Origin of the sequence: Actinokineospora spheciospongiae (genome assembly GCF_000564855.1) — a bacterium.
GTDB lineage: Bacteria > Actinomycetota > Actinomycetes > Mycobacteriales > Pseudonocardiaceae > Actinokineospora > Actinokineospora spheciospongiae.
This window is the reverse complement of sequence record NZ_AYXG01000142.1, coordinates 1-15,095: the sequence shown is the minus strand read 5'-3', so window position 1 is coordinate 15,095 and position 15,095 is coordinate 1. Positions and strand designations below refer to the sequence as shown.

The following is a 15,095-nucleotide window of genomic DNA, read 5'->3' as shown; positions in this document are numbered from 1 at the left end:
CGCGGGCCGATCCACTAGCTTGGGCGGCGTGAGCCTCACCGAGATCCTCCTGCGCCCCCTCCGCTCCTCCTCGGCGAAACCGCTGGTCACGCACTACGACGACGCCGCGGGGACCCGGGTGGAGCTGTCGGTGGCGACGGTGGCCAACTGGGCGGCGAAGACGGCGAACTGGCTGGTCGAGGAGCACGACGTGGAGCCGGGCACCCCGGTGGCCGTCCAGTTGCCGCCGCACTGGCAGACGGCGGGTGTCCTGCTCGGTGCCTGGTGGGCGGGCGCGCACGTCACCGCCGACCCGACCGGTGCCGCGGTCACCTTCGTCGCCCCCGGCGCCTCGGCCCCCGGCGTGGTCGCCGCCGTCTCCCTCGACCCGATGGGCCGCGACCTCGGCGGCTCCCGGGACGGCGTGGTCGACTTCGTCGGCGAGGCCCGCCTCTTCGGCGACGACTACTTCGGTTCCCCGGTCGACGGTTCCACCCCCGCCCTCGCGGGCCTGACCGTCGACGAGGTCCTGGCCCGGGCGCAGGGCCTCGACCAGGGCGTCCGCGCCCTTTCGACCGCGGACTGGACCATTCCGGACGGCGTCCTGCGCGCCTTCCTGGCCCCGCTGGCCGCGGGCGGCTCGGTGGTCCAGGTGACCGGCGCCGACCCGGCGCGGCTGGACGACCGCCGCAGGGCCGAGCACACCACCCTCGACGTCCTGGGCTGAACCCCCCGGTCGTGGCCTTGCCGCCTGACCTTACCTCCAGTAAGTTACGCGGGAGTAGTCAACTCGGGAGGTTGCGGTGAAGTCGTTCGCTGGCAAGGTGGCCGTGGTGACCGGCGCGGGTTCCGGGATCGGCCGGTACCTGGTGCTCGGCCTGCTCGCCGAAGGCGCCTCCGTGGCCGCGTCGGACATCGACGAGGTGGGCCTGAAGGAGACCGCGACCAAGGCGGGGGCGGGCGACCGGCTGCGCACCTACCGGCTCGACGTGGCCGACCGCGACGCCATCTACGCCCACGCCGAGCGGGTCGTGGCCGACTTCGGCGGCGTGGACCTGGTGTTCAACAACGCCGGTGTCGCGCTCAAGGGCAGCGTGCGGGAGATGTCCGACGCCGACCTCAAGTGGGTCATGGACATCGACTTCTGGGGCGTCGTGCACGGCACCCGGGCGTTCCTGCCGCACCTGGTCAACCGCGGCGGCGGGCACATCACCAACGTCTCCAGCGTGTTCGGGTTCATCGGCGTGCCCACCCAGAGCGCCTACAACGCGGCCAAGTTCGCCGTCCGCGGCTTCACCGAGGCCCTGCGCCAGGAGATGCAGGTCGAGGGGACCGGCATCGGCGTCTCCTGCGTGCACCCCGGCGGCATCAAGACCAACATCGCCCGCAACGCCCGCACCTCGGACCCGGCGGAGATGAAGAACTTCTCCAAGTCCCTCGACGCGGTCGCGATGACCACGCCGAAGAAGGCCGCGCGCACCATCCTCAACGGCGTGAAGCGCGACAGGGCCCGCATCCTGATCGGCCCGGACGCCTACGTCCTCGACGCGCTGCCCCGCCTGCTCGGCTCGCTGTACCAGCCGCTGGTGCGCAAGGGCACCAGCCGCACCCTCACGAGGCCGAAGAAGAAGTGACCCCCCGGGGTGCCGGTCCGACCGCCTCGACGCGGACCGGCACCCCGTTGAGCACGGCGTTCCCGGAGACCCCGTCGAGCACGGCGGGGTCGGTCAGGTCGTTGGCGCTGGCCGCGCGGTAGCCGTGCGGCAGGCTCACCACCCCGGGCATGACCTCGTCGGAGGAGGTCACCGGCACCCGCACCTCACCCACGGCCGAGCGCACGCGCACCTCGGCGCCGTCGGTGATCCCGTGCTCGGCGAGGTCGCGCGGGTGCATGAGCAGGTGGTGGCGGGCCTTGCCCCTGGTGAGGCGGTCGACGTCGTTCATCCAGGAGTTGTTGGCCCGCAGGTGCCTGCGGCCGATGAGCAGCAGGCCGTCCCCGGCGCGCAGCTCGCGCACAGCCCCCAGACCGTCCAGCACGAGCTTCGGCGCCAGGTCGATCCGCTTGTCCTCGGTGCGCAACCGTTGCGGGAACGAGGGCTTGAGCGGGCCGAGGTCGACGCCGTTCGGGTTCTTGCGCAGCTTGCGGACCGAGAGCCGGTGGGGGCCGGTGCGCAGGAGGACGTCGAGCAGGACCCTGGGGCTCAGGCGGAGGCGGAGCGTGTCGAACCGCTTTCCCTTGAAGCGCTTGCGGTAGCGGAGACCGAGTTCGCGGAAGATCTCCCAGTCGTGGCGGGCTTCTTCCGGCTTGGGGAGCACCGCGGGGGCGAAGCGGGCGGTGTCGCGGACGGCGAACGCGTTGAAGATGATGTCGTAGTGGTCGCGCTCCAGCAGCGGCGTGGGCGGCAGGATCACGTCGGCGTGCCGGGTGGTCTCATTGACCTTCACATCGATGGCCACCATGAAGTCCAACCCGGCCAACGCCCTCGCCAACCGCGGACCGTCCGGAGTGGACAGCACCGGGTTGCCCGCGTTGACGACGAACGCCTTGATCTGCTTGTCCCCCGGCGTCTCGATCTCCTCGGCCAGCACGGCCACGGGCAGCTCACCGGCGAACTCCGGCAGGCCGCGCACCCGGCTGCGCCAGGCGCCGAAGTGCCCCGGTGAGACCATCTTGAGCACGTCGACCGCGGGCTTGGTGACCAGCGCGCCGCCGGGCCGGTCGATGTTGCCGGTGAGCACGTTGAGCACCTGGATCGCCCACTGGCACACCGCGCCGTGCTGCTGCATGGACACCCCGGTCCGGCCGTAGCAGACCGCCGACCGCGCCCCGGCGAACTCCCGCGCCAGCCGCTCGGTGGTCGACGCGTCGATCCCGGTGATCGGCGCCGCCCACTCCGGGGTGAACCCCTCAACCGCATCCCGCACGACGTCGATGCCATCCACGTAGGACGGCGGGTCGGCCGAGTCCTCGGCCAGGATCGTGCGCACCATCGCCAGCAGCAGCGCGGCATCGGTGCCCGGCCGGACGAAGTGGTGCTCGTCGGCGACCTTCGCGGTCTCGGTGCGCCTCGGGTCGACCACGACCATCCGGCCGCCGCGCTCGGCCAGCGCCCGCCGCCGCCTGGCGAAGTCGGGCACGGTCATCAGGCTGCCGTTGGAGGCCATGGGGTTCCCGCCGATCACCAGGAAGTGGTCGGTGCGGTCGAGGTCCGGGATCGGCAGCATCAACTGGTGCCCGTAGAGCAGGTACGCCACCAGGTGGTGCGGCAACTGGTCGACGGAGGTGGCCGAGAAGCGGTTGCGGGTGCGCAGCATCCCCATGAACCCGGTGCCGTGGGTGAGCGCGCCGAGGCTGTGCACGGTCGGGTTCCCCAGGTACACCCCGACCGCGTCCCGCCCGTGCCGGTCGCGGACGTCGGCGAGGCGGGTGGCGACGAGGTCGAAGGCGGCCTCCCAGGAGATCGCCTCCCACCCGTCAGCGGTGCGCCGGACGGGCGTCCGCAGCCGCTCGCCGTCCGCGTGCACGTCCGGCAGGGCGACGGCCTTCGGGCACAGGTGCCCCCGCGAGAGCGGGTCGCGGCTGTCCCCCCTGACCGCCTCGACCCGCCCGCCCTCGACGGTCAGCTCCAGCCCGCAACAGGCTTCGCAGAGGTTGCAGGTCGCGAACCGGGTCGTCGTCATGCCGACCAGTCTCACCCACCGCGCCCGCCCCCCGTCAACCTCAGCCCGATCGTCAGTCCAGTCCTCAGCTCAGTCCTCAGCCCATCGTCTTCTGCCCGTCGAGGCCCTCGCGGACGATGTCGGCGTGCCCCGCGTGCTGCGCGGTCTCGGCGATGATGTGCAGCAGCACCCGCCGCACCGACCGGCTCTTGCCCACCTCGAACCACGGCGCCACCGGCAGCGGGTGCGCCACGTCCAGGTCGGCCGTCGCCACCAGCGCGTCGGTGGCCGCGGCGATCTCGGCGTACTCGGCCAGCAGCCCCTCCACCGTCTCGCCCTCGGTCATCCGGAACTCGGCCGCCCAGTCGGCCTCGACGCTCTCCATCGCCGCCGCGCCGCCCTGGATGAACCGCGCCCACGCCGCCTCGGTGTGCGCCACGTGCTTGATCAGCCCGCCCAGCGTCAGCTCGCTGGCACCGGTCCGGGTCCGCGCCTGCTCGTCGGTGATCCCCTGGGCGGTGAACCGCAGGAAGCCGCGGTGGGTGCGCAGCGTCTCCAGCAGGTCGGCGCGCTCACCGGTGAGGTTCTCGACGGGCTCGGCCTGGGTGCGGTCCTGGATCAGGTTCATGGTGTTCGCCTTCGCTCTCGGTCTGTTGAGGAGAACTCTAGGACCCGTTGCGGACAGGTTCGGTCCGCAATCAGCGGGAGATCCGAAAATGCCGAAGGCCCGGTCCAGGGGACCGGGCCTTCGGCGGAGCCGGGACTCAGCCCTTGAGGAGCTGGCGGGCCATCACCATGCGCTGGATCTGGTTCGTGCCCTCGTAGATCTGGGTGATCTTGGCGTCGCGCATCATGCGCTCCACCGGGAAGTCGCGGGTGTAGCCCGCGCCGCCGAAGAGCTGCACGGCGTCGGTGGTGACCTCCATGGCGGTGTCGGAGGCGAAGGTCTTCGCGGCCGAGGAGGCGAAGGAGGCATCCGGCTCGCCGCGCTCGACCTTGGCTGCGGCGGCGTAGACGAGGTGGCGGGCGGCCTCGATCTTCATGGCCATGTCCGCGAGCATGAACTGCACGCCCTGGAAGGTGCCGATGGACTTGCCGAACTGCTTGCGGTCCTTGACGTAGGTGATCGTCTGGTCCAGCGCGCCCTGCGCGATGCCCAGCGCCTGCGCGCCGATGGAGTGCCGGGTGTGGTCGAGGGTGCGGAACGCCAGCCGCAGGCCCTGGCCGGGCTCGCCGATGACCCGGTTCTCCGGGATGGTGCAGTTCTCGAAGTAGATCTCGCGGGTCGGCGAGCCCTTGATGCCGAGCTTGCGCTCCTTCGGGCCGACCGAGAAGCCGGGGTCGTCCTTGTGCACGATGAACGCGGAGATGCCGTCGGCGGGCTTGGCCGCGTCCGGGTTCGTCACCGCCATGACCGTGTACCAGCTCGAGATGCCCGCGTTGGTGATCCAGCACTTGGTGCCGTTGAGGACCCAGTGGTCGCCGTCGAGGCGGGCGCGGGTGCGCATGGAGGCGGTGTCGGACCCGGCCTCGCGCTCCGACAGCGCGTAGGAGGCCATCTCACCGCCCGCGGCGATGGTGGGCAGGACCTCCTTCTTGAGCTCCTCCGACCCGCCGAGGATCAGGTTCATGGTGCCGAGCTTGTTGACCGCCGGGATCAGCGAGGACGACGCGCACACCCGCGCGATCTCCTCGATGACGATGTTGCCCGCGATCGAGTCGGCACCCTGCCCGTCGTAGGCCTCGGCGATGTGCGGGGCGTTGAAGCCCGCCTTGTTCAACGCCTCCAGCGCCTCGGTGGGGTAGCGCTCCTGCTCGTCGACCTCCGTGGCGTACGGGGCGATCTCCTTCTCCGCGAGGTCGCGAACGGCCTCGCGCAGGGCGTTGTGCTCGTCGCCGAGCCGGTACAGACCGAAGCCCGCGTCCACTGTCTACCTCCACGTCTCGAGACCCGCGAACCATGTTAGTACGCGTTCACTTCGCGGCCCTGTGTTCTCACGCACCCGGGGGAAGCCCCTTGGCGCAGGGGTTACCATTTAGTAACTTACCCGCTGGTACCTGTCGTCGTCGCCTGGGGAGTCCGCCATGACCGGCCTGCTGTTCAACCCCGACGACTACGACCCGGCCCACTTCGACCCCGAGACCCGCAGGCTCCTGCGCGCCACCATCGACTGGTTCGAGGCGCGCGGCAAGCGGACCCTGGTGGAGAAGTTCCACGCCAAGGAGTTCCACGCCGACTTCCTGCGCTTCGCCGCCGAGGAGCAACTGTTCGCGACGCTGCTGACCCCGCGCGCGGAGGCGGGCCGGGCGGCTGACAAGCGGTGGGACACCGCCCGGATCGCCGCCCTGTCGGAGGTCCTGGGCTTCTACGGGCTCAGCTACTGGTACCCGTGGCAGGTCACGATCCTGGGGCTGGGACCGGTGTGGCAGAGCACCAACCAGGCCGCCCGCACCCGCGCCGCCGCACTGCTCGACGAGGGCGGCGTGTGCGCGTTCGGCCTGTCCGAGAAGGACCACGGCGCCGACATCTACGCCACCGACATGGTGCTCACCCCCGACGGCGCGGGCGGCCACCGCGCCACCGGCGGCAAGTACTACATCGGCAACGGCAACGTCGCCGGGGTGGTCTCGGTGTTCGGCCGGGTCGAGGGCGTCGAGGGCCCGGACGGCTACGTCTTCTTCGTCGCCGACAGCGCGCACCCGGCCTACCACCTGGTCAAGAACGTGGTGCCGTCGCAGATCTACGTCTCGGAGTTCCGCCTGGAGGACTACCCGGTCCGCGCCGAGGACGTCCTGCACACCGGCCAGGCCGCGTTCGACGCCGCGCTGAACACGGTCAACATCGGCAAGTTCAACCTGTGCTTCGGCGGCATCGGCATCGCCGAGCACGCCTTCCACGAGGCGATCACCCACGCCCACAACCGCGTCCTCTACGGCAACCGCGTCACCGCGTTCCCGCACGTCCGCGCCCAGTTCGTCGAGGCGTACGCCCGCCTGGTCGCGGCCAAGCTGTTCTGCGACCGCGCCATCGACTACTTCCGCTCGGCCAACCCGGACGACCGCCGCTACCTGCTGTTCAACCCGGTCACCAAGATGAAGGCCACCACCGAGGCGGAGCGCATCGTCGGCCTGCTGACCGAGGTCGTCGCCGCCAAGAGCTTCGAGGCCGACACCTACCTGACGGTCGCCGCCACCGACATCCGCGGCCTGCCCAAGCTCGAGGGCACGGTCGCGGTCAACCTCGCCCTGATCCTCAAGTTCATGCCCCAGTACCTCTTCGCCCCCCAGCCCCACCCCCACATCCCCACCCGCCACGACACCGAGGACGACGAGTTCCTGTTCCGCCAGGGCCCCGCCCGCGGCCTGGGCACCATCCGCTTCCACGACTGGCGCGAGGCCTACCGGACCTTCCAGCACGTGCCGAACGTGGCCGTGTTCAGCGAACAGGCGGACGGCCTGGCGCAGATGCTGTCGACCGCCCCGCCCTCGGCCGCGCAGCAGAAGGACCTGGACTTCGCCCTGGCCCTGGGCGAACTGTTCACGCTGGTGGTCTACGGCCAACTCATCCTGGAACAGGCGGAACTGATCGGCCTGGAAACGCAGGTCATCGACCAGGTCTTCGACACCCTGGTCCGCGACTTCTCCGGCTACGCCGTCGCCCTGCACGGCAAGCCGTCCTCCACGGCCGCCCAGCAGCGCTGGGCCCTGACCGCCATCCGCAAGCCGGACGTCGACCAGGGCCGCTTCGACCACGTGTGGGAACAGGTCGCCGCACTGTCGGGCGCTTACGAGATGAAGCCCTAGAGGGATCTCACGCCGACCCAGCCCGCGAAGTTGGCCAGGCTGTCGGTCGCGCGGCGCTCGGCGACGGCGATCCCGCGCAGGGTCTCCCGGACCCCGGGGTGCAGGCGGGTTTGCTGGGGGGCTGCCTGGCGGGCGCGGCCGAGGGATTCAAGCGCTTTCGCCGGGTTGCCGACCAGCAGGAACGCCCGGGCCGTGTCCTGCCAGTGGTGGCCCGCCCGTGGCGGGGCGATGGTGGGGGGCAGGGTGAGGGCCATCCCCCGGAGCGCGGCCTTGCCGGGGTCACCCGCCTCGAGTTCGACGGCGCACGCGTGGATCTCGACGTTGGCGGCGCCGAACAAGGTTCCGTAGGCGTCGCTCTCACCTGCGACACGGGTGGCGAGCTCGCGGGCCTCGGTGATGTGGTCACGGGCGACGTCGGGTCGTCGCCCCCGGGCGGCAGCGATGGCGCCGCACAGGTGCCCGTAGCCACGGACCGCCAAGGCGGGCTCGTCGTCACCCGCGACGAGGTCCACACCTTGCTCGGCGAGCGCGAGGCCGATGTCAATCGAGTCGAGGTACATCAAGATCCGGCAGCGCTGGAATTTGGCCTTGGCGGCGTAGAGCGGGTCGTCGGCCTGCTCCGCCGCCCATTCCAGGCGGTCGAGCGCGGGGGCGGCCAAGTGCATGAACCCGAACCGGCGACACAGGCATTCGGCGGTGACGAAGCAGGCAGCGAGGTGCGAGAAGATCCGCCCGCGCCCGGTATCGGTGGAAGCATCGCGCAGGGCGCCGTAGAACTTGCGGATGAGCTGGGGAAGCGCTGCCAGGGCTTGACGGCCCCTGTCATTGCGGTAGAGGGTTTTGACATGGTCGAGTTCAGCGACCATCTGCGGTAGCGGATCGGGTTCTTCCGCTCGGACGTAGTTGCCCTCGGCGAGGATTGCGCGAAGGTCGACCATCCCGACGAGCGGACCGTCCTGGTTGATGGTGTCCAGGAACGGTATGCCCTGTAGTTGCTCAGGGAAGACTTCGAGGACCTTGGCCGCCTTGGCGATGAATCCAGGCGACGGCGGCATGACCCCCTGCTCGACTTTCCTGACCGTGGAGACGGAGAAGTCGATCAGCGAGGCGAAGCGGGGCTGCGTCCACCTGCGTGCGGCACGCCCCATCTTGATGTTGTGAGCGACGTTGTGGTCCGACATGGCGACCTTCCCGATCGGGGACGTCCAAGGTCTAGCGTACCGAGCCGGCCCACCTGAACAGATTGACACTTTTACTGACACTCACGCGTAGTGACAGCCCCTACCGTTTCAGTAGTCGGCAAATCCGCCGGTTGAGGCCGGTCGGCACCAAAGTTGGCGGCCGGTGACCGCCCAGCCGATGCGAGACCACAGGGGAGACTTTCATGGGTACAAGACCGTCGATCGCGGGCGCCCAAACACTGACAACCATGCCCGTCGGGCGAACCCGGCTCAAGACTGACGAAGGCATGAGGCCGCCGTCCACCCCTGCCGTTCCCTACGTGGCGACGTGGTCCCGGGAGACGGCCGAACCTCCCAGGGTCATCGAGCGCCCCGGACGTGGAATCGCTTACTGGGACGAGATCTTGGCTGATCGGGACAAGCAGGGCGTCCTGTGGGATCGGGTGACGGTTTGCCCCGGACGGGGCACCCCGCAGTTCGCCGACATCCACACCCACCGGCAGAGGCGTGCCATGCGGCGACTGCTGTGCCAGGTGTGCGCAGGCCCTGCCGATGAGACCGAGGACGGCGTTTTGTGGCTGCTCAGCGACACGATCACAGACTCACCCGACTGGCCTGACAACCTCGTGGCGGCCGAACCCCCCCATATGCCTGCCGTGTGCCCGGTGGTCGGTGTCCGCCTGCCCACGGTTGAGGCGCGGCCACGTCGCCCTGCGGGTCCGGCACTGGCCTGAGTACGGGGTGCAAGGGCTGGTCTATCGAGCAGGGAGACCATTGCCCTGGCCTGCGACCGATCAGGCTGTGGCCTTCGACAGCCCGGCGATCCGGTGGACTGTCGCATCCAAGCTGCTTCGAGAACTGGGCGATTGCACGATCGTCGACCGCTGAGTCTCATTAAGGAAAATGCCGTGCCAGAAAAACCGATCAGCGCCGGACTTCTCGTGGAGATCATCGAAGGGCCGGTCGAGTTCTCGGTCAACGAAACTTACCTGGACGTGACCTTGGGCAACCTGCACGCGGGTTTGGGGGTGCGGCTGTCGATCGAGTTGGAGGCTGTGCGGACGCTGGTCCGAGTCTTCGAGTTCGCGCTTGACGAGTTGACGGAGAACCAGGGCCTCATGGCGAGTGGCAACGTCAAGGACTTGCCGCAGTTGCCACAGGAGCACCGCGTCATCATCGGGAGTTCCGCCGCACCCAGGGTGGTGGCGTGGGACGAGCCGACCACGAGGGAAGACACCGGGGCAGCAGGCGAACAGAAGGTGGACTACACCGACTACGGCGACAGCGACAGCGAACGCGGCGAGATCGCGGGGCTTGTCCTGAGGTCGGTGCTCTGACACACCCGTGCGCTCCCGAAATCGGAAGGATCTGCTTGGCGGGAAGCAATTCCGACCAAGCAGATCCACCGGGCACCACGAAATCCCGGCTCCTCCAAGAGCCCTACAGCGACGCCCGCAGCTTGGCGTCCTTCTCCAGGACCATCGCCTCCAGGTCCCGGGAGAATTGCGCCAGCCGCTCCCGCAACCCCTCGTCCGCAGCCGCCAGGATGCGCACCGCCAGCAGACCGGCGTTGCGCGCCCCGCCCACCGACACCGTCGCCACCGGGATACCGGCGGGCATCTGCACGATCGACAGCAGCGAGTCCATCCCGTCCAGGTACTTCAGCGGCACCGGCACACCGATGACCGGCAGCACCGTGGCCGAAGCGACCATGCCCGGCAGGTGCGCGGCCCCGCCCGCCCCCGCGATGATCACCCGCAGGCCGCGGTCGGCGGCGGAGGTGGCGTAGTCGAGCATCCGCTGCGGGGTGCGGTGCGCGGAGACCACGCTGACCTCGTGCGGGACGCCGAACTCGGTGAGGGCTTCGGCGGCCAGTCGCATGACCGGCCAGTCCGAGTCGCTGCCCATGATCAGGCCGACTCGCGGCGCCAGGTCAGTCATCCGGTGCTCCTAGTGGATCTCGTGGCCGTCGAGCCATTCGGCGTGCGACAGCCAGTGGGCGGCGAGCTTGGCGCGGGTGCGCAGTTCCGGCAGGGAGTCGCCGAGGAGGGTGACGTGGCCGACCTTGCGGCCGGGGCGTTCCTGCTTGCCGTAGAAGTGGGCGTTCGCGTCGCGGTAGCGGGCGTAGAGGTGGTGCAGGCGCTCGTCGACGGCCATGGTGGGGGCGGTCGGGGCGCCGAGGACGTTGGCCATGACCACCGCCGGGGCCACCGGGTCGGTGGCGCCCAGGGGGTAGTCGAGCACGGCGCGCAGGTGTTGTTCGAACTGGGAGGTGCGGGCGCCCTCGATGGTCCAGTGCCCGGAGTTGTGCGGGCGCATGGCGAGTTCGTTGACGACCAGGCCGCCGGGGGTGTCGAACAGCTCGACCGCCATGACGCCGACGACGCCCAGTTCGTTCGCGATGCGCAGCGCCAGGTCCTGGGCGGCCTCGGACTGCTCGGCGGACACGTCCGGGGCGGGTGCCAGGACCTCGACGCAGATCCCGTCGACCTGGACGGTCTCCACCAGGGGCCAGCAGCCGCCCTGGCCGAACGGGGAGCGGGCGACCAGCGCGGCCAGTTCCCGGCGCATGTCGACCTTCTCCTCCGCCAGCAGCGGGGTGCCCGCGGCGAGGAGTTCGGGGACCAGGGTGGCGGCCTCGGTGGCGTCGGCGACCATCCACACGCCGCGGCCGTCGTAGCCGCCGCGGGCGGCCTTGAGCACGCACGGCCAGCCGTGGGCGTCGCCGAAGGAGACCAGGTCGTCGGCGGCGGTGACCTCGACGAACGCGGGGACCGGCAGGTCGAGGTCGGCGAGCTTGCGGCGCATCACCAGCTTGTCCTGGGCGTGCACCAGCGCGTCCGGCCCGGGGCGGACCTCGACGCCGTCGGCGACCAGGGCGCGCAGGTGCTCGGTGGGGACGTGCTCGTGGTCGAAGGTCAGCACGTCGACCGTGGCCGCGAAGCCGCGCAGGGCGTCGAGGTCGGTGTGGTGGCCGAGGGTGGTGTTCGGCGTGACCAGCGGGGCGGGCTCGTCGGCGGAGACGGCGAGCACGTGCAGGGACTGGCCGAGGGTCACGGCGGCCTGGTGCGTCATCCGCGCCAACTGACCGCCGCCGACCATCCCGACCACGGGGAAACCGGTGCGTGGGTCCACGAGCAGGGGACTCTACCCAGCTACCCGCGAGCCGCCCGGACCCGCCTGACCAGCGCGATCGCCCCGACCACCAGCGGCACCAGCAGGTAGGCGCTGCCGATCACGTACTCCGGCGGTGTCCACTCGAACTCCACGGCCAGGCCGTTGCGCATGGCGAGCAGGACGCAGCTCGCGAACACCAGGACCACCGCCGCGACCGGCCACCAGGCGCGCCGGTCGCGCGGGTCGTCGATCCGGGAGAGCAGGAACACCAGCAGCGGCACCACCCACACCCAGTGGTGCGACCAGGACACCGGGCTGACCAGGAGCCCGAGGAACGCCGTCACCAGCAGCGCGGGCAGCGGCCGGAGCCCGCGCACCCACAGCGCGCACGGCACCGCGAGCACCACGGCGATCGGGACGACCACGCGCATGGACCAGTCGGCGTTGTCGGTCAGCCGCAGGACCAGGCCGTTGAGGGACTGGTTGCCCGCCCAGTAGATCGGGCCGATGCGCTGCGGGTCCTGCACCGCGGTGCCCCAGAACTCCACCACGTCGTGCCGGACCCAGAGGAACATCACCGCTTGCAGCAGCAGGAACGTGACCACCGCGCGCAGGGCGTCCCAGCGGCGGCCGATCACCAGCAGGTGCGCCACGAAGATCAGCGGTGTCAGCTTCACCGCCGCCGCGACGCCGACCAGCACCCCGCCGAACCGGTTGCCGCGCGCGCCCAGGACCAGCACGTCCACCACGACCAGGAGCATCAGGATCATGTTGATCTGGCCGAGGAACAGCGTGCGCCACACCGGTTCCAGGCCGAGCAGCGCGATCCCGAGCACCACCGTGGTCCGGTCGGGGTCCATCCACCGCGGCCGGTCCGGCAGCGCGGCGATCGACAGCCGGACCACCGCGGTCAGGGACGCGACGGTGATGGCCCCCAGGATGCCCCAGGCCACCTGCGTGGGCACCAGCGCCAGCGGGATGAACAGCAGCGCGGCCGTCGGCGGGTAGGTGAACGGCAGCCGCGCCCAGGACGGCTCCGCGCTCAGCGACATGGCGTCGTAGAGGGGTTCGCCGTGCAGCAGCGCCACCGCGCCCGACCGGTACACCGCGTTGTCGACCCCGAGGTGCCACCCCAGCGCCCAGCCCACGATCCCGGCGACCACGCACAGCGCGGGGAACACCGACAACGCGGCCCGGCGCGGGCGTGGCGGCGCCCCGACGCCCTCGGCCTGCTCCGTCACGCGCACAGCAAACCACGGCCCCGATCCCCGACCGACGCGCCCGAGGATTCACGTGAAACCCGTGTGAGGTCCCCGGTCAGGCGCGGGCCACCTCGCGCAGCACGCGCAGCGCCTCGACCTCCGTCCCCGGCAGGCGCTCCACCCGGGCCCCGAGGCGGGCGGCGACGAGCGACGGGTCCGCGGCCAGCCGGTCGGCGATCAGCCGCCAGGCCGCGATGGCGCGGTCGCCCAGGTCGGGCTCGCGCGGGGCGAGCACGACCGCGGTCGACGGGCCGAGGGTGGCGACGGTCTCGCCGCCGTCGAACACCTCCCGCAGCGCGTCGGCGACGAGCACCTGCGCCACCAGCCGCGACCAGCCCACCACCGCGCTGAGGTCGATGGTCACCACCAGCAGCGCCATCCAGTCCGGCGCCAGGCCGTGCCTGCCCGCGTGCCGGTGGACCTCGCCGAGCCGGACCCGCAGGTAGTCGAGGGTGGCCAGGCCGGTCAGCGGGTCGGCGGTGCGGCCGGGCAGGGTGGCGGCCTCGGCCCACGCCTCCGCGGCGGGCCGCAGGAACGCCACCGGCAGCGCGTCCGGGTTCGGGGCGACCAGGCCGTCCGGCACGGTGAGCACCGCGTGCAGGGCGGCCAGGTCGATGAGGGTCTCCGCGAGGCAGGCGCCGCCGTGCGCCCGCGCCCGACCGAGCGCGGCCAGCGGGGCGGCCAGGTCGGTGCCCGCGGCGGCGGCCCGGCAGACCGCGTCGACCTCGGCGGTCGCCCAGTCGCTCGGGTAGCGCCAGCCCGCCGCCAGGCTGGCCGCGCGCCAGCGGGACCGCAGGTCCGCGGCCCCGATCCCGGTCTCCCGCACCACCATGGAGTGGTCCTCTCGCCGTCGACGACGGGGAAACGCGCCGGTGGGCCGGTCGTGACGCGATCACACCATCGGGTGGGCGTATGCCGCCGGGCGCGCGCGTCCGTCACACTGACCCGCGGTGGCGAAGGGGGAGGCCGTGTCGACCGTGCCTGCCGGGCTGGAGGGCCCGAGCGATGCCGAGCTGATCGAGGCCGTCCGCGACGGGCGGACCGCGGCCTACGGGCCGCTCTACGAGCGGCACGTCGGTGCCGCCCGCAACCTGGCCAGGCAGCTCGCCCGCTCGTCGGTCGAGGCCGACGACCTGGTCTCCGAGGCGTTCGCCAAGGTCCTCGCCACCCTGCGCCAGGGCCGCGGCCCCGACTCGGCGTTCCGCGCCTACCTGCTCACCGCGCTGCGCCACACCGCCTACGACAAGACCCGCCGCGACCGCCGCGTCGACCTGGTCGACGACGTCACCCAGGCCAGCGGGGTCAACCCGGAGGCGGTCAGCGTGCCGTTCGCCGACACGGCCGTCGAGGGGCTGGAGCGCACGCTCGCCGCCCGGGCGTTCCGCACGCTGCCGGAGCGGTGGCAGGCCGTGCTCTGGCACACCGAGATCGAGGGCCAGTCCCCGGCCCAGGTGGCGCCGGTCCTCGGCCTGACGCCCAACGGGGTCTCCGCGCTGGCCTACCGCGCCCGCGAGGGCCTGCGGCAGGCGTACCTGCAGGTCCACCTGGCCTCCACCAGCGACGAGCACTGCCACGCCACCGCCGAGCGGCTGGGCACCTGGGTCCGCGGCGGCCTGGCGAAGCGGGAGACCGCGCAGGTCGAGGCGCACCTGGACGAGTGCGACCGCTGCCGGGCGCTGGCGGCGGAGCTGGCCGACGTCAACGGTGGCCTGCGCGCCGGGGTGGCCCCGCTGGTCCTGGGCCCGCTGGCCGTCGCCGCCTACCTCTCCGGCTCGGCCACGACCGGCCTCACCGCCGCGGGCGGCGCCGCCGCGGCGGCGGCCGGGGCGGCCAACGCGGCGTCGGGCAGCGCGGCGGCGGTTGCCGGGGCGGCCGCGGGCGGCGCGGCGACAGGCGCGGGTGGAGCCGGTGGCGCGGCGGCGGGGTCGGCGGTGCGCCAGGGGGTGGTGGCGAGCGTGTCCGCCGCCGCCGTGGCGGCGGCCGTGGTCGCCGGGCTGCTGGCAGGCCCCTCCGGTCAGCAGGTCCCCCTGGCCGACGAGCCGGTGAGAACAGCAGCAGCAGGTCCGCCCAGCTCAGGAACACCACCGCGGCC

At 71.6% G+C, this 15,095-nt stretch carries 13 protein-coding genes; 5 read left to right on the top strand and 8 right to left on the bottom strand.

Annotated elements, in window-relative coordinates; all coding sequences use genetic code 11:
- Window positions 1–28 precede the first annotated feature (28 nt).
- Window positions 29–706, top strand: a complete 678-nt coding sequence (locus UO65_RS18990) for a TIGR03089 family protein (protein WP_035284490.1) — start codon at window positions 29–31, stop codon at window positions 704–706.
- 76 nt (window positions 707–782) lie between these two features.
- The gene (locus UO65_RS18985; RefSeq protein WP_035284489.1) at window positions 783–1,613 is read left to right on the top strand and encodes an SDR family NAD(P)-dependent oxidoreductase; all 831 of its coding nucleotides are present in this window, start codon (window positions 783–785) and stop codon (window positions 1,611–1,613) included.
- On the opposite strand, the gene UO65_RS18980 is transcribed toward UO65_RS18985, so the two are convergent.
- From UO65_RS18980 to UO65_RS18970, 3 genes are all read right to left on the bottom strand, one after another.
- A complete protein-coding gene (locus tag UO65_RS18980; protein ID WP_035284488.1) occupies window positions 1,591–3,660 on the bottom strand; it encodes a molybdopterin-dependent oxidoreductase in 2,070 nt (689 codons plus the stop codon). The two genes, UO65_RS18985 and UO65_RS18980, sit on opposite strands and share 23 nt — an antisense overlap.
- A gap of 76 nt (window positions 3,661–3,736) precedes the next feature.
- Window positions 3,737–4,267, bottom strand: a complete 531-nt coding sequence (locus UO65_RS18975) for a DinB family protein (RefSeq protein WP_052021352.1) — start codon at window positions 4,265–4,267, stop codon at window positions 3,737–3,739.
- A gap of 136 nt (window positions 4,268–4,403) precedes the next feature.
- Window positions 4,404–5,567, bottom strand: coding sequence for an acyl-CoA dehydrogenase family protein (locus UO65_RS18970; RefSeq protein WP_035284486.1), 1,164 nt, complete (start codon window positions 5,565–5,567; stop codon window positions 4,404–4,406).
- Between the two features lie 157 nt (window positions 5,568–5,724).
- Here UO65_RS18970 and UO65_RS18965 point away from each other — a divergent pair, with 157 nt between their 5' ends.
- Window positions 5,725–7,443: an acyl-CoA dehydrogenase family protein gene (locus tag UO65_RS18965; protein WP_152552156.1), complete on the top strand. Its 1,719-nt coding sequence runs from the start codon at window positions 5,725–5,727 to the stop codon at window positions 7,441–7,443.
- On the opposite strand, the gene UO65_RS18960 is transcribed toward UO65_RS18965, so the two are convergent.
- Window positions 7,440–8,624, bottom strand: coding sequence for a helix-turn-helix domain-containing protein (locus UO65_RS18960; RefSeq protein ID WP_084175863.1), 1,185 nt, complete (start codon window positions 8,622–8,624; stop codon window positions 7,440–7,442). The two genes, UO65_RS18965 and UO65_RS18960, sit on opposite strands and share 4 nt — an antisense overlap.
- A gap of 908 nt (window positions 8,625–9,532) precedes the next feature.
- On the opposite strand from UO65_RS18960, the gene UO65_RS18955 reads away from it, so the two are divergent.
- Window positions 9,533–9,961 (top strand): hypothetical protein, encoded by a 429-nt coding sequence (locus UO65_RS18955; RefSeq protein ID WP_146241185.1) that lies wholly within the window; start codon window positions 9,533–9,535, stop codon window positions 9,959–9,961.
- A gap of 103 nt (window positions 9,962–10,064) precedes the next feature.
- Here the strand turns inward: UO65_RS18955 and purE are convergent, their stop codons facing one another.
- The 4 genes from purE to UO65_RS18935 all read right to left on the bottom strand — a co-directional run bounded on the left by purE (window position 10,065) and on the right by UO65_RS18935 (window position 13,835).
- Entirely contained in the window at window positions 10,065–10,556 is a 492-nt protein-coding gene (purE, locus tag UO65_RS18950) for a 5-(carboxyamino)imidazole ribonucleotide mutase (protein ID WP_035284516.1), read from the bottom strand.
- A gap of 18 nt (window positions 10,557–10,574) precedes the next feature.
- On the bottom strand, window positions 10,575–11,759 hold the full coding sequence (locus UO65_RS18945; RefSeq protein ID WP_035284483.1) for a 5-(carboxyamino)imidazole ribonucleotide synthase: 1,185 nt from the start codon (window positions 11,757–11,759) through the stop codon (window positions 10,575–10,577).
- Between the two features lie 20 nt (window positions 11,760–11,779).
- The gene (locus tag UO65_RS18940; RefSeq protein ID WP_052021358.1) at window positions 11,780–12,982 is read right to left on the bottom strand and encodes a glycosyltransferase 87 family protein; all 1,203 of its coding nucleotides are present in this window, start codon (window positions 12,980–12,982) and stop codon (window positions 11,780–11,782) included.
- Window positions 12,983–13,058: 76 nt separating this feature from the next.
- Window positions 13,059–13,835: a hypothetical protein gene (locus tag UO65_RS18935; protein WP_035284479.1), complete on the bottom strand. Its 777-nt coding sequence runs from the start codon at window positions 13,833–13,835 to the stop codon at window positions 13,059–13,061.
- 136 nt (window positions 13,836–13,971) lie between these two features.
- Between UO65_RS18935 and UO65_RS18930 the strand changes: the two genes are divergently transcribed.
- Window positions 13,972–15,095: sigma-70 family RNA polymerase sigma factor (locus UO65_RS18930; protein WP_152552157.1), on the top strand; the 1,124-nt coding region annotated here is incomplete at its 3' end.